The sequence below is a fragment of the Streptomyces sp. NPDC101393 genome, assembly GCF_044767385.1.
In the GTDB taxonomy this organism is placed as follows: domain Bacteria; phylum Actinomycetota; class Actinomycetes; order Streptomycetales; family Streptomycetaceae; genus Streptomyces.
Genome location: NZ_JBIWNU010000015.1, coordinates 68,820 through 90,203 on the forward strand (window position 1 = coordinate 68,820; position 21,384 = coordinate 90,203).

A 21,384-nucleotide genomic window follows, 5' to 3' on the forward strand; every position below is an offset into this window, starting at 1 on the left:
CGCCGCGGCGCTCTAATGACCGCCAGCGCCAAGCCGATGCGCCGATGCCCGCCCGGTCTGGAGGAGACGTGGAGTACAACCTTGCCGACCTCTTCGAGTCGATCGTCGACACGGTCCCCGATCGGGAGGCTCTGGTGTACGTCGACCATCCGGGCACCGGCGAGGAGCGCCGCCTGACGTACGCCGAACTGGACCGCGCCGCCAACCGCCTCGCCCATCACCTCAGCGACCGCGGCGTCGGGCCCGGCCACCACGTCGGCCTGCACCTCTACAACGGCGTCGAGTACCTCCAGGCCGTCTACGCCTGTCTGAAGATCCGTGCGGTACCGGTCAACGTCAACTACCGCTACGTGGAAGAGGAATTGGTCTACCTCTACCGGGACGCCGACCTGGTGGCGCTGGTCTTCGACGCGGAGTTCACCGAGCGGGTCGCCGCCGCCCTCCCGCACGCCGACCGGCTGCGGCACCTCGTACGGGTCGGCACACCGCCCGCGGACGCGCCCGAGCCGCATATCGCCCCCGTGGCGCTCGCCGACGCGGAAGCCGCCGGATCGCCCGGACGCGGCTTCGGCGCGCGCTCCGCCGACGACCAGATCGTCATCTACACCGGCGGCACCACGGGCATGCCCAAGGGCGTGATGTGGCGCCACGAGGACATCTTCTTCTCCGGCATGGGCGGCGGCGCGCCCACCGGTGAACCGGTGAAGCGGCCGCAGGAGCTGGCCGAGCGGGTCGCGGCCGGCGGCGACGGCATCGTCTTCTTCCCGACGCCGCCGCTGATGCACGGCACCTCCACCCTCACCGCGTTCATCGCCTTCCACTTCGGCCAGAAGGTCGTCGTGCACCGCAAGTACGTGCCCGAGGAGGTGCTGCGGACCGTCGAGCGGGAGAAGGTCACCAGCATCTCGCTGGTCGGCGACGCGATGCTGCGTCCGCTGGTCGACGCGCTGGGCGGGCCGCTCAAGGGCATCGACTGCTCGGCTCTCTTCAGCGTCAGCAGCTCCGGCGCGATCCTCTCGGAGACCGTACGCGCCCAGTTCAGCGCGCTGGTCCCGGGCGCCCTGCTGCTGAACAACTTCGGCTCCTCCGAATCCGGCTTCAACGGCACCGCCACCGCCGACTCGGGCCCCGAGACGGGGTTCCGGGTCCGCGTCAACTCCCGTACGGCGGTGGTGGATCCGGCGACCCGCCGGCCGGTCCTGGCCGGCGAGGTGGGCCGCATCGCACAGCGCGGCCATGTGCCGCTCGGGTACTACAACGACCCGAAGAAGACCGCCGAGACCTTCTTCGAGGCGGACGGCGACCGCTGGGTACTGCTGGGCGATATGGCGACCGTCGACGACGAGGGCGTCGTCACCGTCCTCGGACGGGGCTCGCAGTGCATCAACTCCGGCGGCGAGAAGGTCTATCCGGAGGAGGTCGAGCAGGCGCTCAAGGCCCACCCCGACATCTACGACGCGCTGGTGGCGGGCGTGCCCGACGAGCGGTGGGGCAACCGCGTCGCCGCGGTCATCCAACTGCGCCCCGAAAGCGCCTCGTTGGACCTGGCAGACGTCCAGGCCCACTGCCGCACCCGGCTGGCCGGCTACAAGATCCCCCGCGCGGTCGTCTTCACCGACCGGATCCAGCGCTCCCCCAGCGGCAAGGCGGACTACCGCTGGGCGAAGGCGGTGGCGGCGGGCGGGTAGGGCGGGTCCGCGCCGCCCCCAGCCGGGAGCGGCTCCGCGGACACGCCCCGGGGTGCTCGGGCGGTGCTACCGGGCGCATGCACCGCCGGCCGCCTGCCACCAGCCACCAGCCACCAGCCACCAGCCACTTGACGCGCCCGGCGTTCGGCCGGTCGCGCTCCGGGTCAGGCGGCTCCGCAGACCGACCGCAGTGCGCGGGCCAGCGCCACGCTGTGCAGTCCGTCCAGGTGCCGGGTGTGCCGTACCTGCACGGCCGCCCCGCTCACCAGCACGCCGCAGTACGGGGCGGAGCGGGCGCCCTCGGAGTCGACGACGGCGCGTACCAGCTCGCCATTGATGCGGTTGATCTCCTGGCGGACCTTGTCGAGATCCGGGCGCTCGGCAGGCGCCTGCGACGGATCCGCGTCCCACGTGCGGTGCAGTCCGCGCTGGACGACCTTGTTGGCCTCGATCTGGTCCCGGAAGATCCGTACCGTCGCCGCCGGGTCGGCCCCCAACTGCCGCGCCTGCTCCGCCACCGTGTCCAGCACGACCTGCTCACGGGCCGGGTCGTCAACGGGGCTGCCGGTCCCCCACTTCGCGGCCGCCACCAGGTCGGCGGTGGCCAGCCGCTCGGCGGACAGCACGGCCAGCGGCCGGAGTTCGCCGTACGGGGAGTGCGCGGCGGCGTGCTGAGCGGTCGTCGCCGTGGTCACGGTCGGCGTGGCCGACGGGGCCGCGGCCGCCGTGCCGGCGCCGGTGAAGAGGAGGGTCGCGGCGGCACCGGCGGTCAGCGCACGCCGCATCGAGGTGGTCAGCTGCACGATCGGCCTTTCTCGAAGCGACAGGAGCCTGTTGAACCTACGGCAACGGCAGCGCCGTTCGCTCGCCGAGGCGCCAGGCAGCCAGGACGTGCCTCGTCGGGCCGGACGGGGGCGGGAGGGCGTCGCCGGCGCGCCTAAGTGCGCGGCGCCAGGAAGGTGTTCACCGCGGCCAGGAACTCCCCTGGGCGCTCCTCATGGACGAGATGGCCCGCGCCGTCGACGGTCACCAGCCGTGCGTCGGGGATCCGGTCCGCCATCTCGGCCAGCCGGCCCTGCGGGATATGGCTGGTCGGACCGCCGCCGATCACGAGGGTGGGCGCGGTGATGCGCGCCAGACCGTCCCACCACAGGGGGTCGGGTGCGTTGCGCTCCGCCACCACGGCGGTCTTGGCCCGCCAGTCGAAGGACTGCAGGCCCGGCGGCATCTCGGGCACCACCTGCGGCGGGTCCGCAGGCAGCGGCGGCACCGCCTCCTCCAGGATCAGCCGCTCCACCAGCTCCGGCTCCGCCGAGGCCAGCAGCGCGGCGGCGACCGCGCCGAGCGAATGCCCGATGAGGGTGACCCGCTCCAGGCCCAGCGCCCGCAGGAAGCCGATGGCGTCGTCCCGCCACTGCGCGAAGCCGTATCCGCCGGGCCAGTCGCTGTGGCCGTGGCCCCGCTGGTCCAGGGCGTAGACGCGGTGGGTGGCGGTCAGCCGGCCGACCACCCCGCGCCAGTCCTCGCCGTCCTCGCCGAGCGCGTGCAGCAGCACCGCCGGGGGCGCGTCCGCCTCCCCCCACACCCGGTATGCCAGCTGGACCTCACCGACCTGCACTTTCTGGACGTCACTCATGGGCGGGACGCTACCCGCGGGCCGTCTGCGTCACGCCCCTTGACGTGTTCGCCAAGCGCTGATTGTTTAGAGCGGGATTCAGCTACCGAATGATCGGTAGGGAGACGAGGCGGTGACACTGCATGCCGGAAGCGGCTATGGGCGGGGAGACGTTCGACGAGGTCGAGCGACTGTCCAGGGATGCGTTGCAGGAGCTGCAACTGACACGTCTGCGCGCCTCCTTGCAGCACGCGTACGACCACGTGCCGTTCTACCGCGCCTCGTTCGACAAGGCCGGGGTACGGCCGCAGGACTGCGCCTCGCTCGCCGACCTCGCCCGCTTCCCGTTCACCGTCAAGGATGACCTGCGGGCCAACTACCCCTTCGGGATGTTCGCCGTCCCCAAGGACGAGGTCCGCCGCCTCCACGCCTCCAGCGGCACCACCGGCCTCCCGACAGTCGTCGGCTACACCGAACGGGACCTGGCGCACTGGGCGGACGTCGTCGCCCGTTCGATCCACGCGGCGGGCGGCCGCCCCGGCCACACCATCCATATCGCCTACGGATACGGGCTGTTCACCGGCGGTCTGGGCGCGCATTACGGCGCGGAGCGGCTCGGCTGCACGGTCGTGCCGGCCTCCGGCGGGATGACCAGCCGCCAGGTGCGGATCATCCAGGACTTCCGCCCCGAGATCATCATGGTGACGCCGTCGTACATGCTCACCCTGCTCGACGAGTTCGAGCGGCAGGGTGTGGATCCGCGTTCGACCTCGCTCAAGGTGGGGATCTTCGGCGCCGAGCCGTGGACGCAGGAGATGCGCCGCGAGATCGAGGAGCGGTTCGCGATCGACGCTGTCGACATCTACGGCCTGTCGGAGGTCATGGGCCCCGGCGTCGCCCAGGAGTGTGTGGAGACCAAGGACGGGCTGCACATCTGGGAGGACCACTTCTATCCGGAGGTGGTCGATCCGTTCACCGGCGAGGTGCTGCCGGACGGTGCGCACGGCGAGCTGGTGTTCACCTCGCTCACCAAGGAGGCGATGCCGGTCATCCGCTATCGCACCCGCGATCTGACCCGGCTGCTGCCCGGCACGGCCCGCGCCGCCTTCCGCCGGATGGAGAAGATCACCGGACGCAGCGACGACCTGATCATCCTGCGCGGGGTCAATCTCTTCCCCGCGCAGGTCGAGGAGATCGTGCTGCGCACACCGGGCGTCGCCCCGCACTTCCAGCTGCGACTGACCCGTGAGGGGCGGATGGACAAGCTGACCGTGCGCGCCGAGGCCCGGCCGGACGCCACCGCCGAGGAGCGCACGGCAGCGGCCGGCCGGATCGGGCGCGGCGTCAAGGACGGCATCGGGGTCTCCGTCGAGGTGGAGATCGTCGACCCCGAGACGCTGGAGCGCTCGGTCGGCAAGATCAAGCGCATCGTCGACGCCCGGCCGCGCGACGAGGGCCCGCCGCGCTTCGACTCGGCCCCATAGGGCGGGCCCCAATGCCCCTGCGTCCGTCCGGAGGGCGGGCTCGCGGCGTCCGGTGCGTGCCGGATGCCGCGAGGCGGACGCCGCGAGCCGGCAGGGACCGCGCGGACACGCCCCGGGGGCCGTCCGGGCGGCCCACCACCCGAGGGAGGCTGCGGCCGGCCGGGTCTGCCGGGTCAGGCCTGGTCAGGTCGTCGTCGGGTCGCCCTTGATGAGGGCGAACGGGGCGCCCGCCGGGTCCCGGAGCATGGCCAGCCGGCCGACACCGGGGGCGTTCGTCGGAGGGATCAGGACCGTGGCGCCCTTGTCGGTGGCGGCGGTGAAGGTGGCGTCGCAGTCCGTCACACCGAAGTACGGGTGCCATTCCGACGTCGCGCCGGCCTCCAGATTCTCCTTCGGGAGCTGCATGATGCCGCCGTGGCCGGTGTCCTCGCCCTCGCCGCCGCCGGGGGCGGAGACGACGGAGTAGATCAGGCCGCCGCCCATCGGCATGTCCTGGGCGGTCCAGGAGAACACCGAGGCGTAGAAGTCCTTCGCGGCCGCCGAATCGGTGGTGTAGAGCTCGGTCCAACACAGGGAGTTGGGCTCCATGACCGTCTCCAGGCCCTTGGTGTCCAGCGGCTGCCACACGGCGAAGTCGGCGCCCTTGGAGTCGGTGAACGCGGCCAACCGCCCGGCCGTGAAGACGTCGCCCGGCGCCATCCGGACCGAGCCGCCCGCCTGCTGCACGGCCTTGGCGGTGGCGTCCGCGTCGGCGGTGTGGAAGTACACCGTCCAGGAGGATCTCGCGCCCGCTTCCGTCAGCGGGCCGACGGCGCCGACGGTCTTGCCGTCGAGCTGGAAGAAGCCGTAGCCGCCGGCATCGGGGCCGGCCGACTGGAAGGTCCAGCCGAAGACCGCGGTGTAGAAGGCGACGGTGGCGTCGATGTCGGGGGCGCCGATGTCCAGCCAGTTGGGTGTCCCGGGGACGGAATCGGTCGTCAGCATGGGTGATCCTCCGATGTGCTCGTCGTGACGCCACCCGGTCGGCGATCGGGCGTGCGCGGTGGTCCGGTACGGCGGTTTCCCCTTGCCGCAGCCGGGCCGGCCACAGCCCGAAGCACGGTCTTCCTCCGCCGCTTCTCAGCATGGCAGGGGGCACTGACAGTCGCCCTCCGTGCGCGACCGCGCCGGGCCACGACGCGCCGGGCGGCGCCGGGCGACCGGCCGTACGGCATCGCGCTGGGTCAGGACGCCCCGGGCCCGTCCGCCCCGAACCGGTCCCGCAGTTCACGCTTGAGGACCTTGCCGCTGGCGTTGCGCGGCAACGCGTCGACGAACATCACCCGTTTGGGCGCCTTGAAGGCGGCGAGGCGGGCGCGGGCGGTGTCGATCAGCTCCTGCTCCCCCACTTCGCCGTCGCCCCCGTCGGCCGTGCCAGAGCCGTCCGTGCGCCGTACGACGACGGCGGTCACCGCCTCGATCCAGCGGTCGTCCGGCAGTCCGATGACCGCGACCTCGGCCACCTGCGGATGCTCGTAGAGGACGTCCTCGACCTGGCGGGAGGCGACGAGCACGCCGCCGGAGTTGATGACGTCCTTGACCCGGTCGACCACCGTGAAATAGCCCTCGGTGTCGCGGACGGCCAGGTCCCCGGAGTGGAACCAGCCCTCCCGGAAGGCCTCGGCGGTCTCCTCCGGCTTGTCCCAGTAGCCCTCGCACAGCTGCGGCGAGCGGTAGACGACCTCGCCCCGGGTGCCGTCCGGCACCTCCCGGCCCGTCTCGTCCACCACCCGTGCCTCCACGAACAGCACGGGGCGCCCGCAGGAGTCCATCCGGCCCGCGTGTTCGTCCGGCCCGAGGACGGTGGCCAGCGGGCCGATCTCGCTCTGTCCGAAGCAGTTGTAGAAGGCGAGGGCGGGCAGCCGGGCGCGCAGCCGTTCCAGGACCGGCACCGGCATGATCGAGGCTCCGTAGTACGCCTTGCGCAGGCCGCTGAGCTCCCGGACGGCGAAGTCCGGGTGGTTCGCCAACGCGATCCAGACCGTGGGCGGTGCGAACAGGCTGTCGGCCCGGCCCGCTTCCACCAGCGCGAAGATCCGGTCCGGGTCGGGCCCGTCCAGGATGGTGTTCTCCGCGCCCACCGCCAGGTAGGGCAGCAGGAAGACATGCAGCTGCGCCGAGTGGTAGAGCGGCAGCGAGTGCACCGGCCGGTCCGTCGCGGCGAGGTCCAGCGCGACGATGGCGCTGGTGTATTCGTGAACCAGTGCGCGGTGCGTCATCATCGCGCCCTTGGGCCGGGCGGTGGTCCCCGAGGTGTAGAGCAGTTGGACGAGCGCGTCGTCGGGCACGTCCGCCACCGGATTTGGCCCTTCGGGTGCCGTGGCGAGCCGCGCCAGCAACGCATCGGGCGCGTCGCACAGCGGCAGGGTGCGGACCGATTCCGGGAGCCGGTGCGCGAGTGCGGGGTCGGTGAGCACCAGGGCGCTGCCCGACTGCTCCACGATGTAGCGCAGATCCTCGCCGGTGAGGCTGTGGTTGACGGGCACGTGCACCAGCCCGGCGCGGGCGCAGGCCAGGAAGCCGATCAGGTAGGCGTCGGAGTTGTGTCCGTAGGAGGCGACCCGGTCTCCGGGCCGCAGGCCGAGCGCCAGGAGCACCCGGGCCGCCGCGGTCACCGCGTCGTCCAGCTCGCGGTAGGTCCAGGACCGTTCCGCGTACCGGATCGCCGTCCGCTCGGGCACCCGGCGCGCGCTGCGCCGCAGGATTCCATCGACCGTGTTGCTCCGCGCTTGCGTCATGGCGCGATCCTCGGGGCCGGTCCCACCCGGGTCAAGGCACCCGGCCGTGCCGGGGCGGGCGCAGCGGAGGGGCCCGGTGGGCGGCGTCGCAAAGAGGCACCGCGGATGACCGACCGCTTGGTACGCTCAACCGCCTTTGCTCTCAAGCCTGTTGGGAGGAATCATGCGCAACCGTCTGAGAACGCTCGCGCTCGCGGGAACAGCCCTGCTGGCCGCGGCGGCACCGCCGGCGCCGGGCGCACAGCACACCGCGGCGCGTCATCCGTCGGGCGGCGGGCTCTCCGCCACCATCCGCTACACCGAATACGGCATCCCGCACATCGTCGCCAAGGACTACCCGAACCTCGGCTTCGGCGAGGGATGGGCGCAGGCCGCCGACCAGGTGTGCACCCTCGCCGACGGATTCGTGACCGTACGCGGTGAACGCGCGGAGCACTTCGGTGCGGACGCCGCCCCCGACCAGTCGATGTCCTCGGCGGCCACCAACCTCTCCAGCGATCTCTACTTCGCCGGCGTCCGGAAGGCCGGCACGGTCGAAAAACTGCTGCGGCAGCCCGCGCCCGCCGGACCCAGCCGTGAGGTCAAGGACCTGATGCGCGGCTGGGCCGCCGGATACAACGCCTGGCTGAGCCGGCACCACGTCAAGGACCCCGCCTGTGCGGACAAGCCGTGGGTGCGCAAGGTCAGCAGCCTCGATGTGGCCCGGCGCGCCTTCGCGCTCGCCGTACTGGGCGGCCAGGGGCGCGTCGTGGACGGCATCACGGCCGCCGCGCCGCCCGGCGCCGCCATCGAAGGCCCCCGTCGGGACGACAAGGGCGGCCGGGGCGACGCGGACGCCGTCGGCGCGGTCCGTGCGCTGTTCTCCCAGGACGACTCCGACATGGGCTCCAACGCGGTCGCCTTCCGCGGCTCCACGACGGCGGGCGGCCGCGGCCTGCTGCTCGGCAACCCGCATTACCCCTGGTCGGGCGGCCGCCGCTTCTGGGAGTCGCAGCTCACGATCCCCGGCGAGCTCAACGCGTCCGGGGGCTCCCTGCTCGGTTCGGTCACCCTCTCCATCGGGCACAACGCCAAGGTCGCCTGGAGCCATACGGTCGCCACCGGCATGACGATGAATCTGCACCAGCTCACCCTGGACCCGCACGATCCGACGGCCTATCTGGTGGACGGCACCCCGGAGAAGATGGTCCGGCGGACGGTGACCGTGCCCGTCAAGGGCGGGCCGGACGTCTCCCGTACGCAGTGGTGGACGCGCTACGGCCCGGTGCTCACCTCACTCGGCGATCTCGCACTGCCGTGGAACGGCTCGACGGCGTACGCGGTCAACGACCCCAACGCGGCCAATCTGCGCGCCTCCGACACCGCTCTCGGCTTCAGCAAGGCGTCCGGGGTGGACGGCATCGAGCGGTCGCTGCGCCGCACCCAGGGGCTGCCCTGGGTGAACACCCTCGCCGCGGACGCCGCCGGGCACAGCTTCTTCTCACAGTCGCAGGTGCTCCCCCGCGTCACGGACGACCTGGTGCAGCGCTGCTCGACCCCGCTCGGGCACACGACCTATCCCGCCACCGGCCTTGCGGTGCTGGATGGTTCGCGGTCCGGCTGCGCCTTCGGGCGGGATGCCGACGCGCGGCAGCCGGGGATCTTCGGACCCGCCGCGATGCCGACGCTCAAGGACGCGCCGTACGCCGAGAATTCCAACAACAGCGCCTGGCTGACCCATGCGGAGCGGCCGATCACCGGATATCCGCGGGTCTTCGGACCGGAGGCCACCCCCCGTTCGCTGCGCACCCGGGGCGCCCTGGAGGACGTCTCGGCCATGGCGGCCAAGGGCGGGCTGACCGTGAAGGATCTGCAGCGCCAGCAGTTCGCCAACCGCGCCCCGGCCGGTGATCTCGCGGCCGCCGACACCGCGCGGGCCTGCGCCGCACTGCCGGGCGGCACGGCACCAAGCAGCCGGGGGCAAGCGGTTGACGTCTCCTCCGCGTGCCGGGTGATCGGCGACTGGGACCGGACCGTGCGGACCGGCAGCAAGGGCGCGCTGCTCTTCGACCGCTTCTGGCGGGCGGTCACCGCGAAGGTTGCGGCCGGCGACCTGTGGCGGACCCCCTTCGATCCGGCCGATCCGGTGCACACCCCGCGCACCCTCAACACCGCCGCCCCCGGATTCGCCACCGCGCTCGCCGACGCCGTCACCGATCTGCGGGCGGCCGGGATCCCGTTGGACGCGCCGCTGGGGAAGCACCAGTTCGTGGTGCGCAACGGCAAGAAGATCCCGATCGCGGGTGGTACCGAAGGGCTCGGCATCTGGAACAAGACCGAGGGGGTCTGGGACCCGTCAGCCGGCGGGTACCGGGAGGTGACCACGGGCTCCAGCTATATCCAGGCCGTCGGCTTCACCGGGGGCCGCTGCCCGGACGCCCGCATCCTGCTGACGTACGCGCAGTCCTCCGCCCCCGGCTCGCCGCACTACAGCGACCAGACGGAGCTGTACTCCGCCGGGCGGATGGTGCGGGCGCGCTTCTGTGAGAAGGACATTCGCGCCTCGCCCGAGCTGCGGGTGGTGCACGCCCGCCAGTGACCCGACGAGCGCGCGGCGGCGGCCGGTCCCTGGAGGGGGCCGGCCGCCGTCGTTCACATGGCGCGGTCGTGGCCTTCCCAGTAGGGGGCGCGCAGCCGGCGCTTGTAGAGCTTGCCGTTGGGGTCGCGGGGCATCGTCTCGATGAAGTCGAGGGTTTTGGGACGCTTGTAGGCGGCGAGGTGGCGGTCGCAGTACGCGAGGATCTCTGCGGCCAGTGCGGGGCCCGCCACCTGCCCGTCGGCGGGTTCGACGACGGCCTTGACCTGCTCGCCCCAGTCGTCGTGCGGGATGCCGAAGGCGGCGGCGTCGGCGACGGCGGGGTGGCCCAGGAGGGCGGACTCGATCTCGGCGGGGTAGATGTTGACCCCGCCCGAGATGATCATGTCGATCTTGCGGTCGCGGAGGAAGAGGTAGCCGTCCTCGTCGAGGTAGCCGAGGTCGCCGACGGTGAAGAAGTCGCCGATGCGGTTCTTCCGTGTCTTGCCCTCGTCCTTGTGGTAGCTGAAGCCGCCGGTGGACATCTTCATGTAGACGGTGCCGAGTTCGCCCGCGGGCAGCCGGTTGCCGTCGTCGTCGAAGACGGCGAGTTCGCTGATCGGCCAGGGTTTGCCGACCGTGCCGGGCTTCTTCAGCCAGTCCTCGGCGGTGGCGAAGGCGCCGCCGCCCTCGCTCGCCGCGTAGTACTCCTCGACGCAGCCGCCCCACCAGTCGATCATGGCGCGCTTGACGTGATCGGGGCAGGGCGCGGCCCCATGGATGGCGTGCCGCATCGACGTCACGTCGTAGGCGGCGCGGGTGTGTTCGGGGAGCGCGAGCAGGCGGTGGAACTGCGTGGGGACCATATGGGTGTGGGTGCAGCGGTGTGCGTCGATCAGGCGCAGCATCGCCTCCGGCGTCCACTTGTCCATCAGGACGAGGCGGTGGCCGATGTGCAGTGACGCGCCCGCGAACTGGAGCACGGCCGTGTGGTAGAGCGGTGAGCAGACCAGATGGACGTTGTCGTCGAAGGGCTGGATGCCGAAGATGGCGAGGAAGCCGCCGAGGTAGGTCTCCTCGGGGGGCTTGCCGGGCAGCGGGCGGCGGATGCCGCGCGGGCGCCCGGTGGTGCCCGAGGTGTAGTTCATGACCCAGCCGAGGGTGCGGTCGTCCGGGGCGGACTCCCGCTGCCCTTCGAGGAGTTGGGCATAGGGACGGAAGCCGTCGACGTCCCCCACGGCAAAGCGGTGGGTGGCGGGCAGTTTCGCCTCGTCGGCGGCGTGCCGCGCGGCGTCGGCGAACCGCTCGTGGGCGATCAGCACCTTCGCGCCGGAGTCGGCGACGATCCAGGCGATCTCCGGCCCCACCAGGTGGTGGTTGACGGGGACGAGATAGAAACCGGCCTGGGAGGCGGCGAGGTAGGCGGTGAAGAACTCGACGCCGTTGGGGAGGACGGCGGCGAAGGCGTCGCCGCGCGCGAGACCCGCCGCGCGGAGCCCGTGGACGAGTTGGTTGCTCGCGGCGTGCAGCCGGCCCGCGGTCCACTCCTCGCCGTCCGGGGCGATCAGTACCGTGCGGTCCGGGTCTGCGGCGGCCTGCGCCCAGAAGCCGTTGGGCGGTGCGGAGTCGTGGGTCATGGTGCGGGCCTCCTCGGCGGTCGGGCTCACGCGGCTGGCGGTCAGCCGCGTCCGGCGATGCGGTTGATGCGGTCGATGGCCCGCTCGAAGCCGCGGGTGAGGTCGTCGAAGACGGCCTGCACGCTGCGTTCGGAGTTCATCCGGCCGACGATCTGGCCGACGGGGGTGCCCAGCAGCGGCTCGACCTCGTGCTTTTGGATACGGGAGTTGGCCTCGGCGACCAGCAGTCCCTGGAGCGGCATCGGAAGGGCGCCGGGGCCGCTCGCGTCGTCCCAGGCGTCGGTCCATTCGGTGCGCAGCTGGCGGGCGGGTTTGCCGGTCAGGGCGCGGGAGCGGACGGTGTCGCCGGGTCCGGCGGCGAGCAGTTTCGCGGTCAGCCGCCGGGAGTGCAGCTCGGCCTCCTCGGTGGTCAGCCAGAGCGAGCCGAGCCAGACGCCCTGGGCGCCGAGGGCGAGCCCGGCGGCGATCTGCTCGCCGGTGCCGATGCCGCCGGCGGCGAGCACCGGCAACGGGTCGACGGCCGCGACCACTTCGGGAGTGAGGACCATGGTGGCGATCTCGCCGGTGTGTCCGCCGGCCTCGTAGCCCTGCGCGACGACGATGTCGATCCCGGCGGCCTTGTGGTGCAGGGCGTGCCGGGGGCTGCCGGCGAGCGCGGCGACCAGCACACCGTGGTCGTGGGCGCGCTGGATGACGTCGGGGGGCGGTGAGCCGAGGGCGTTGGCGAGGAGTTTGATCGGGTAGTCGAAGGCCACGTCAAGTTGGTTGCGGGCGACCTGTTCCATCCAGCCGGTGATCCGCCAGCCGGACGCCTCGCCCTCGGCCAGGGGCGGCACCCGGTGGGTGTCCAGCAGGTCCTGGACGAACCGGCGGTGCCCTTCGGGGATCATCGCTTCGACGTCGGCCTCGCTGACGCCCTCCACCTTCTTGGCGGGCATCACCACGTCGAGCCCGTAGGGCAGCCCGTCGGTGTGTTTCTGCATCCAGTCGAGGTCGCGGGCCAGCTCGTCGGGCGCGGTGTAGCGGACCGCGCCGAGCACCCCGAAGCCGCCGGCCCGGGTGATCGCCGCGGCGACCGCGGGGAACGGGGTGAACCCGAAGACGGCGTGCTCGACTCCCAGCGTGTTGCTCAGCTCCGTCTGCATGGGCGAAGGATGCCGCAGGGGGCCGCACGAGGGAAGAGGTTTTCTGATGCTGCGTCAGATAGTGGAATGACGGGGGCGATGCGGGGGCCCGGATGGTTCCGGCGCCCCCGCCGTCAGGCACCGCCTCAGCCCTCCTCCAGCACCGCCATCGCCGCGTTGTGCCCGGGAATGCCGCTCACTCCCCCGCCGCGTACGGCTCCCGCCCCGCACAGCAGGACGTTGGGGTGCCCGGTCGCCACGCCCCAGCGGCCCGGCCCGGTGGCTTCGGGGTCCTCGCCGTCCGCCGCGGCGTCCGGATCCGCGTACGGGAAGGCCAGGTCCCGGTGGAAGATATTGCCGCCCGGGAGGCCCAGGTCGTGGTCCAGGTCCACCGGGCTCCGTGCCTCGATGCACGGGCGGCCCTCGGCGTCGTGGGCCAGGCAGCCCGCGAGCGGCTCGGCGAGGTGCTCGTCGAGCTGGGCGAGGGTCGCGGCGAGCAGCCGGTCGCGGGTGGCGTCGTTGTCCTCGGCGAACAGCCGGGCGGGGGCGTGCAGTCCGAAGAGAGTGAGCGTCTGATAGCCCTGACGGACGAGATCGGCGCCGAGGATGGAGGGGTCGGTCAGGGAGTGGCAGTAGATCTCCGAGGGCGGCGCCGCGGGCAGCTGCCCGGACGCGGCCTGCCGGTAGGCGGTCTCCAACTGGCCGTACCCCTCGGCGACATGGAAGGTTCCGGAGAACGCCTCGCGGGGGTCGACTCCGCTGTCGCGCAGCCGCGGCAGCCGGGTGAGCAGCATGTTGACCTTGAGCTGGGCGCCCTCGGCGGGCGGTGGCGGCTCCTCGCCCAGCAGATGGGCCAGCTCCCGCGGCGCGGCGCCCACCAGCACCCGGCGGGCGCCGATCGTGCCCTGCGCGCAGGTCACCTCGGCCGAGCGGCCGTCGGTGGCGATCGCGGTCGCCTCGCAGCCGGTGACGATCTCCGCGCCGGCCCGGCGGGCGGCGTCGGCCAGCGCGTCGGTGAGTGCGCCCATACCGCCGATCGGCACGTCCCAGTCGCCGGTGCCGCCGCCGATGACGTGGTAGAGGAAGCAGCGGTTCTGCCGCAGGCCGGGGTCGTGGGCGGCGGCGAAGGTGCCGATCAGGGCATCGGTGAGCACCACGCCGCGCACCAGGTCGTCGGTGAACGTCTGCTCGACCGTCTCGCCGAGGGGTCGTTCGAAGAGTGCGTGCCAGGTGGCGTCGTCATCGATCCTGGCGCGGAGCGCTGCGCGGGTGGGCAGCGGTTCGGTGAGGGTCGGGAAGACCCGCTCGGCGAGCCTCCCGGTGCCGGCGTAGAAGCGCTCCCAGGCGTCGAACTCCCGGTCCGATCCGGTGAGTTCGGCAAAGGCCTTACGGGTGCGGTGCGGGCCGCCGCCCACCAGGAGTCCGGTGGCCCTGCCGTCGCGCACGGTGGGCGTGTAGGAGGAGATGGTGCGTTTGCGCACCGCGAAACTCAGGCCCAGGTCCCGCACGATCTTCGGCGGGAGCAGGCTGACGAGGTAGGAGTAGCGGGACAGCCGGGCATCGACCCCGGCGAAGGCCCGGGTCGACACGGCGGCACCACCGGTGTGGTCCAGCCGCTCCAGCACGAGCACGCTGCGCCCGGCGCGTGCGAGATAAGCGGCGGCGACCAGTCCGTTGTGTCCGCCACCGACGATGACCGCGTCATACGAAGTCCGTTCCGGCATGCCCCTTGGTAGCACGCGATGATCGCGGTCGCCAGGCGCAGGCGGCTGAAACCTTCGTGCCGGTCGGTGGGGCTTCTTGACCGGGCGGGGGCCGGATCTTAGCGTCCGGCCGTGCGCCGCCCTCCGGAACCTCCGCCCCGCTGGACCTCACGCCCCCTCAGGCCGTCCCGCCCACTCATGAGGTGACCACGTGTCCCACCCTTCGGTACCCCGCATCGGCCGCGCCTTCGCCGGACTGACCGTCGTCGCCGCCTGCTCGGCCGGGCTCCTCCCGGCCACGCCCGCCGCCGCCGCCCCCGACCCGACCCACCCGTCCGGCGGCACCCCGCGCACCGCCACGTCGTATCCGAACCTGGCCAGGACACCCCCGATGGGCTGGAACAACTGGTCGTACTACATGTGCGACATCAACGAGGAGGTGGTCCTGGACAACGCGCGGGCGCTGGTGCGTACGGGGCTGGCGAAAAAGGGCTACGACACCGTCACCGTCGACGACTGCTGGATGGCGAAGCAGCGCGGGCCCGAGGGCGAACTGGTGGCGGACCCGGAGAAGTTCCCGCACGGCATGGCGTACCTGGGGCGGCAACTGCACCGCATGGGGCTGAAGTTCGGCATCTACGAGGACGTCGGCACCGCCACCTGCGGGAAATATCCGGGCAGTCTCGGCCATTTCCAGCAGGACGCCGATCTCTTCGCGCACTGGAAGGTCGACTACCTCAAGGCCGACGGGTGCAATGTGCCCGTCCCGCCCGGCAGCACCAAGGAACAGGCCTACCGCGACGTGTACGGCCAGCAGAGCCGCGCCCTGGAGGCCACCGGCCGCCGCATCACCTTCTCGGTGTCCGCGCCCGCCTACTTCCAGTACAGCGGTGACCGGCTCTGGCACCAGGTCATCGGCTGGTCGGCGGAGCTGGGCAACCTCTGGCGGGGCGGCGCCGACATCGCGCTGGAGAAGGACACCGCCGCCAAGAAGTGGTCCTCGATCGCCTTCAACTTCGCGTACAACTCGGACCTGGCCGGTCTCCAGCGCCCCGGCCGCTGGAACGACCCCGACTTCCTGCTCGCCGGCGACTCCGGGCTGACACAGGACGAGATCCAGAGCCAGATGTCGCTGTGGGCGGTGATGGCCGCGCCGCTGATCTCCAGTACGGACCTGAGCGCGCTCTCCCCCGGGGCACGCCGGGTGCTCGGGAACGAGGAGATCATCGCCGTCGACCAGGATCCGCTCGGCGTCCAGGGGCGGGTCGTGCAGCGGGAGGACGGCGTCACGGTGCTGTCCAGGCCGCTGCGGAACGGCGACCGGGCGGTCGCCCTGTTCAACTCCGGCGACACGGCCCGCACCCTGTCCACCACCGCGTCCACCGCAGGACTGCCGGACGCCGACTCCTACCGGCTGCGCGATCTGGTCACCGGCCGCACCACCCACAGCGGCCAGGACATCGTCGCGGAGGATGTCCCGCCGCACTCCACGGTGCTCTACCGGGTCGGGGCGCGCTGACCGGCTAGCGCGGGCGTTCGGCCCGCTCCTGCCGCAGTGCCGCGACCCGGCTGTGGAGGGCCGCGGCCTCGGCGGAGCGGCCGAGCTGTGCCAGGCACTGGGCCTCTTCGGTGCGGCTGGCGAGCACGTCCAGATGGGCCGCGCCGAGGATACGTTCGCGGGCCGCGGCCACCTGGTGGTAGCTGCTCAGCGCCTCCGCCCAGCGGCCGAGCCAGCCCAGGGCCACGGCGACCTCCCGGCGGCTGACCAGGGTGTCCGGGTGGTCGGCGCCGAGCACCCGGGCCCGCGCCGTCGCCACCGAGCGGGCCTCGATGAGGGCGTCCTCCCAGCGGCCGAGCCGGCCGAGGCTGACGCCCAGGCTCTGCCGGGCGCGCAGCGTCTCCGGGTCGTCGCCGCCCTGGGTGTGGGTACGGGCCGTCACCAGGTCGCGGTAGAGCTCCAGGGCCTCGGCGTTGCGGCCGAGCCGGCTGAGGCCGATGCCGACGTCGTAGCGGGTGGCGAGGGTGTCGGGGTGGCCCGGCCCGAGCACCTCGGCACGCGCCGCCGCCACCTCCTGGCATACCTCCAACGCCTGGTCCCACTTTCCCAACTGGCCCAGCACGCAGGCGATTTCGAAGCGGGTGGCGAGGGTTTCGGCGTGCCGGGCGCCGAGCACCCGGGCGCGTGCCTCGGCCACCGCGCAGGCCATGGCACGGCTGTCCTCCAGCCGCCCCAGCCGCCGCAGGCCGCAGGCGAGGAGGTGGCGGCAGCTCAGGGTGTCGCGGTGGTCGGGGCCCAGGGTGCGCTCCCGGTCGGCGAGCACCGCGGCACAGATCTGGTGGGCCTCGAAGTGCCGGCCGAGTTCGCCGAGGGCGGTTGCGGTCTCCAGGTGGGCGGCGAGGGCGTCGGGATGGTCGCGGCCGAGGAGTTGCTCGCGTTCCTCGGCGACCGCCCGAAACACCTCGGCGGCCTCCTCCCAGCGGCCGAGACCGGCCAGGCGCTGCCCGTCGGCGAACCGGCCCGCGGCGGCCCGGTCACCGGACGCCGCCGTCCGGGCGTCGTGCGCGGCCGCCTCGTGGTGCCGCGCCACCTCCCGGACGCCGGTCCAGGCGTGGGTGAGGAGGGCGGCGCGCGCCGGCCGGCTGTGTCGTGGCACCCGGGTGCTCGCCGCCGAGCCGATGGTGATCCCCCGCGTCCAGGACGGCAGCCGTTCGGTGGCCAGGGTCAACGACCCGGATTCCGCCATGCCGTGCGGGGCGGCGTGGCGGCGGGCCTCGGCGAGCCGCGCGCCGAGTTCCCCGGCGTCGGCCGGCCGGTCGTCGGGCTTCTTGGCGAGCAGGTCGAGCACGATCCGCTCGTATGCCTCGGGCAGCTCGGGGCGCAGCGCGCGCGGGGGGTCGGGGGCGGTGCTGCGGTGGGCGACGAGCACCGGCCAGGTGTCGTCCATCTCGAAGAGCCGGCGGCCGGTGATCAGCTCGTAGAGCACGCATCCCAGGGAGTAGAGGTCGGTGCGGTGGTCGATGGTGTCGTCACCGATCTGCTCGGGCGACATGTAGTGCAGGCTGCCCATGGGGTTGCCGGCGTGGGTCAGCCGGGAGGTGAAACCGAGGTCGGCGCCGAGTCGGGCAATGCCGAAGTCCAGGATCTTGACCGTGCCGTCGGCGCTCCGCATGATGTTCGCCGGCTTGAGGTCGCGGTGCACGACGTCGTGTCCGTGGGTGTAGGCGAGTGCGGCGGTGAGCTGTTCGGCGATCTCGATGACGTCCGGGAGGGGCAGCGGTTCCCGGCCGCTGTCGGCCAGCAGCCGGCGCAGATCACGGCCGGTGAGCAGCTCCATGACGAGGAAGAGGGTGCCGTCCTCCTCACCGAAGTCATGGACGACGGTGATGCCGCGGTGCTGGAGGCCGGCCGCCACCCGGGCCTCGCGGCGGAAACGTTCACGCATCCCGCGCAGGGCCGCGGTGTTGTGGGCGTGCGCACCCATGGGCTTGAAGCATTTGACGGCGACCTGCCGGCCCAGCGAGTCGTCGTCGGCCCGCCACACCTCGCCCATACCGCCTCGCCCGATCACGGCGAGCAGTCGGTACCGCCCCTGGATCACTCTGTTTTCCGCCATCGCGTAGCGCCGCCCCCGTCCCCGCGTTCAGTCGCGCAGCTCCCCCTGCCAGTCCTGCCCGTCCAGTATGGCCGCGGTGCGGCGCAGCTTGTAGGGCGCTGGGCGGGCTCCGGGGCCGAGCCGCTCCACCGCGCGCAGGATATGCCGGGGCGGGAGCCGCCGGCGGAGTGCGGGGGGTACGGCCCGCAGGACGCAGCCGGTGGCGCGCAGCCGGCGGGTGACCGTGCCGGGCGGTGGCGCGGGGCGCCCGTACAGCGCGTGGGCGCAGGGCGGCAGTGCACCGTAGGCGAGGTGGGCGACCCGCTGCCACAGCAGGGCGCGGGCCGGCACCAGCGCGAGCGGGGTGGGCGGTCTGCGCAGGAAGTCGTCCACCTCCCGGGCCTCGGGGGTGAGGGCGAGGTCGGGCCGTACGCGGGCGAAGCAGGCGGCGAGCGCCGCCCGGTCGCCGGGGACGGCGGCGGGGTCCAGGCCGACGAGCCGGGCGCTCGCACGCTGTTCGCGGAGGGAGGTGTCGGCCTGGGCGTCGCTGACGGGGCAGCCGGAGCGGCGCAGGACGTGGAGGCAGGAGTCGACCTCGGCGCAGTGCACCCACAGCAGCAGCGCCGGGTCGTCGATGCCGTAGCGCTCACCGGTGGCCGGGTCCGTCGCGGACAGGGTGCGGTGGATGCGGCGGACCCTGGCTCCGGCGCGCTCGGCGGCTTCGGTGGTGCCGTAGGTGAGGGTCCCGACGAAGTGGGCGGTGCGCATCAGCCGCCCCCAGGCATCACGCCGGCCTCTGCTGTTCCTTTGACAGGCCGCGGAGTTCTGGAGGACGCCGCGTACGGCGCGCGGGTGCAGGGCCTGGAGATGGAGCGCGCGGAGGCCGGCGATCCACATCATCGGGTCGCCGTGCATCTGCCAGGTCACCGAACAGGGCCCGAAGAGCCCAGGATCGCCCGGCATCGCCGCACCTCCCGCTGTGGTCACCGTCGTACGCGGGGCATTCCCAGGCCGATCCAGGAGATGATCTCGCGCTGGATCTCGTTGTTGCCGCCGCCGAAGGTGAAGATGACCGCCGAGCGGTAGCCGCGCTCCAGTTCCCCGTGCAGCACCGCGCCGGCCGAGCCCTCCTTCAGCGGGCCGGCGGATCCGACGATCTCCATCAGCCAGGCGTAGGCGTCCCGCCGGGCCTCGGAGCCGTAGACCTTGACCGCCGAGGCGTCCTGCGGGGTGAGGGTGCCCTGGTCGAGAGCCTCGACCATCTGCCAGTTCAGCAGCTTCATGGCGTCCAGCCTGGTGTGCGTACGGGCCAGCCGTCCACGGACCCAGCCCAGGTCGATGACCCGGCGGCCGTCGCTGAGCTTGGTGTCGGCGGCCCAGCGCTGGACGTCGTGCAGCGCGCGGATGGCCATGGTGCCGTGGGCGGCGAGGGTGACCCGTTCGTGGTTGAGCTGGTTGGTGATGATCCGCCAGCCCTTGTTCTCCTCACCGACGCGGCGGGCGGCGGGGACGGTGATGTTCTCGTAGTAGCTGGCGGTGGTGTCGTGCGAGGCGAGGGTGTTGATCAGGGTGCACGAGTAGCCGGGGTCGGTGGTGGGGACCAGCAGCATGGTGATGCCCTTGTGCGGCGGGGTGCCCTCTTCCACGGGGGTGGTGCGCACCGCGAGCCAGACCCAGTCGGCGGTGTCGCCGTTGGTCGTCCAGATCTTCTGTCCGTTGACGACGTAGTGGCCGCTCTCCTCGTCGCCCTCGCGTACGGCGCGGGTCTTGAGGGCGGCGAGGTCGGTCCCGGCGTCGGGTTCGCTGTAGCCGATGGCGAAGTCGATCTCGCCGGACAGGATCCTGGGCAGGAAGTACGCCTTCTGTTCGGCGGTGCCGAACTGCATGATCGTCGGGCCGACGGTGTTCAGGGCCATCAGCGGCAGCGGCACTCCGGCCTGGGCCGCCTCGTCGAAGAAGATGAACTGTTCCATCGGGGACATCCCGCGCCCGCCGAATTCCGTGGGCCAGCCGACGCCGAGCCAGCCGTCGCTGCCGAGCCGGCGCACGGTCCGCCGGTAGAAGGCCTTGCGCTCGGCGGCTCCGTGCGCGGGTGCCGCGGCGGCGTCCTGGGGGCCGTGGTCCCGGGCGTAGGCGTTGTCCGGCACCAGTTCGGCGAAGTATGTGCGCAGCTCGGCGCGCAACTGCTGCTGCTCGGGGGTGTATTCGAGGTGCACGGCCCCTCCAGTTCGTCCGGTCCGGTCGTCCGGGGCGACGGGCTCCCGCCGTGGTTGCGGCTGCCTGACAGCCCGTCACACCGGATCGAGGGGCACAGTAGAACTTGTTCCAGAAATAGGGAAGGGTGCGGGGTGGCCCGGCCGGGGCCCGAGCGGAGGGCCGGCTCAGGGGACGATGGAGTCGATGTATCCGCCGTCGACCCGGACCGCCGCGCCGGTGGTGGCCGAGGCGAACGGCGAGCTGAGATAGACCACCATGTGGGCGATCTCCTCCGGCTCGATCAGCCGCTGGAGCAGCGACTGCGGACGGTATTGCCGCATGAAGGCCCGCTGCGCCTCACCCCACGGCAGATCCCGGTCCACGAGTTCGTACACGAAGTCCCGCACGCCGCCGGTGTGGGTGGGGCCGGCGATGACGGAGTTCACGCACACCCCGGTGCCCGCCGCCGCCTTCGCGAAGCCCCGGGACACCGCGAGCAGCGCCGTCTTGGACGTGCCGTACTGGATCATCTCCGCGGGGATGGCCACGGCGGAGTCGCTGGCGATGTTGAGGATGCGCCCCCATCCGCGGTCGGTCATCGCAGGCAGGCAGGAGCGGATCATCCGGACCGCGGTCAGCACGTTGAGCTCGAAGTAGCGGCGCCACTCCGCGTCATCGATCTCCAGCGCCGGCCGGGAGCCGAAGATGCCCAGATTGTTGATGAGGATGTCGGCCTGCCCCACGGCGTCGAGGACCTGCTGCGCCCCGCCGTCCGTACTGATGTCGCCGGGCGCCGGCACGAAGTCGGCGCCGGGCTGTTGTGCGAGCATCCGCTCCAGCGCCGCGTCCACGGACTCGCGGCTGCGGCCGTTCACCGCGACCCGGGCCCCGGCGCGGGCGAGCTCCGTCGCGATGGCCGCTCCGATGCCCTGGGTCGAGCCGGTCACCAGGGCGGTCCTGCCCTCGAGGTCGATCTGCACGGTCTGCGTCCTTCCTGCGTCGATGCCGTGTCG

The 21,384-nt window shown here is 72.4% G+C and carries 15 protein-coding genes; 4 read left to right on the forward strand and 11 right to left on the reverse strand.

Annotated elements, in window-relative coordinates; genetic code table 11:
• Positions 1-68 precede the first annotated feature (68 nt).
• A complete protein-coding gene (locus tag ACIRQ7_RS34635) occupies positions 69-1,688 on the forward strand; it encodes an acyl-CoA synthetase (RefSeq protein ID WP_404266503.1) in 1,620 nt (539 codons plus the stop codon).
• A 164-nt stretch (positions 1,689-1,852) separates the two neighbouring features.
• Here the strand turns inward: ACIRQ7_RS34635 and ACIRQ7_RS34640 are convergent, their stop codons facing one another.
• On the reverse strand, positions 1,853-2,491 hold the full coding sequence (locus tag ACIRQ7_RS34640) for a chorismate mutase (RefSeq protein WP_404266504.1): 639 nt from the start codon (positions 2,489-2,491) through the stop codon (positions 1,853-1,855).
• A gap of 134 nt (positions 2,492-2,625) precedes the next feature.
• Positions 2,626-3,324: an alpha/beta fold hydrolase gene (locus ACIRQ7_RS34645; RefSeq protein WP_404266505.1), complete on the reverse strand. Its 699-nt coding sequence runs from the start codon at positions 3,322-3,324 to the stop codon at positions 2,626-2,628.
• 122 nt (positions 3,325-3,446) lie between these two features.
• On the opposite strand from ACIRQ7_RS34645, the gene paaK reads away from it, so the two are divergent.
• Complete coding sequence (paaK, locus tag ACIRQ7_RS34650; protein WP_404266506.1) at positions 3,447-4,787, forward strand: phenylacetate--CoA ligase PaaK; 1,341 nt, start codon at positions 3,447-3,449, stop codon at positions 4,785-4,787.
• Positions 4,788-4,970: 183 nt separating this feature from the next.
• Here paaK and ACIRQ7_RS34655 read toward each other — a convergent pair whose 3' ends face one another.
• Both ACIRQ7_RS34655 and ACIRQ7_RS34660 read right to left on the reverse strand, forming a co-directional pair.
• Positions 4,971-5,771, reverse strand: a complete 801-nt coding sequence (locus ACIRQ7_RS34655) for a VOC family protein (protein WP_404266507.1) — start codon at positions 5,769-5,771, stop codon at positions 4,971-4,973.
• 239 nt (positions 5,772-6,010) lie between these two features.
• Positions 6,011-7,564: an acyl-CoA synthetase gene (locus ACIRQ7_RS34660; protein WP_404266508.1), complete on the reverse strand. Its 1,554-nt coding sequence runs from the start codon at positions 7,562-7,564 to the stop codon at positions 6,011-6,013.
• Positions 7,565-7,727: 163 nt separating this feature from the next.
• Between ACIRQ7_RS34660 and ACIRQ7_RS34665 the strand changes: the two genes are divergently transcribed.
• Entirely contained in the window at positions 7,728-10,142 is a 2,415-nt protein-coding gene (locus tag ACIRQ7_RS34665; RefSeq protein WP_404266509.1) for a penicillin acylase family protein, read from the forward strand.
• A 53-nt stretch (positions 10,143-10,195) separates the two neighbouring features.
• Here the strand turns inward: ACIRQ7_RS34665 and ACIRQ7_RS34670 are convergent, their stop codons facing one another.
• From ACIRQ7_RS34670 to ACIRQ7_RS34680, 3 genes are all read right to left on the reverse strand, one after another.
• Positions 10,196-11,755: an acyl-CoA synthetase gene (locus tag ACIRQ7_RS34670; protein WP_404266510.1), complete on the reverse strand. Its 1,560-nt coding sequence runs from the start codon at positions 11,753-11,755 to the stop codon at positions 10,196-10,198.
• 41 nt (positions 11,756-11,796) lie between these two features.
• Positions 11,797-12,900 carry an NAD(P)H-dependent flavin oxidoreductase gene (locus ACIRQ7_RS34675; protein ID WP_404266511.1) on the reverse strand — a complete coding sequence of 368 codons (1,104 nt, stop codon included), beginning with the start codon at positions 12,898-12,900 and terminating at the stop codon, positions 11,797-11,799.
• A gap of 125 nt (positions 12,901-13,025) precedes the next feature.
• Positions 13,026-14,603, reverse strand: a complete 1,578-nt coding sequence (locus tag ACIRQ7_RS34680; protein ID WP_404266512.1) for a phytoene desaturase family protein — start codon at positions 14,601-14,603, stop codon at positions 13,026-13,028.
• A 190-nt stretch (positions 14,604-14,793) separates the two neighbouring features.
• Here ACIRQ7_RS34680 and ACIRQ7_RS34685 point away from each other — a divergent pair, with 190 nt between their 5' ends.
• Positions 14,794-16,101 carry a glycoside hydrolase family 27 protein gene (locus ACIRQ7_RS34685; RefSeq protein WP_404266513.1) on the forward strand — a complete coding sequence of 436 codons (1,308 nt, stop codon included), beginning with the start codon at positions 14,794-14,796 and terminating at the stop codon, positions 16,099-16,101.
• A 4-nt stretch (positions 16,102-16,105) separates the two neighbouring features.
• Here ACIRQ7_RS34685 and ACIRQ7_RS34690 read toward each other — a convergent pair whose 3' ends face one another.
• The 4 genes from ACIRQ7_RS34690 to ACIRQ7_RS34705 form a co-directional block, all read right to left on the reverse strand.
• On the reverse strand, positions 16,106-18,196 hold the full coding sequence (locus ACIRQ7_RS34690) for a tetratricopeptide repeat protein (protein ID WP_404266514.1): 2,091 nt from the start codon (positions 18,194-18,196) through the stop codon (positions 16,106-16,108).
• A gap of 27 nt (positions 18,197-18,223) precedes the next feature.
• Positions 18,224-19,138: an oxygenase MpaB family protein gene (locus ACIRQ7_RS34695; protein WP_404266515.1), complete on the reverse strand. Its 915-nt coding sequence runs from the start codon at positions 19,136-19,138 to the stop codon at positions 18,224-18,226.
• A 20-nt stretch (positions 19,139-19,158) separates the two neighbouring features.
• Positions 19,159-20,391, reverse strand: a complete 1,233-nt coding sequence (locus ACIRQ7_RS34700; RefSeq protein WP_404266516.1) for an acyl-CoA dehydrogenase family protein — start codon at positions 20,389-20,391, stop codon at positions 19,159-19,161.
• Positions 20,392-20,556: 165 nt separating this feature from the next.
• Entirely contained in the window at positions 20,557-21,351 is a 795-nt protein-coding gene (locus tag ACIRQ7_RS34705; protein WP_404266517.1) for an SDR family NAD(P)-dependent oxidoreductase, read from the reverse strand.
• Between the last annotated feature and the right edge of the window lie 33 nt (positions 21,352-21,384).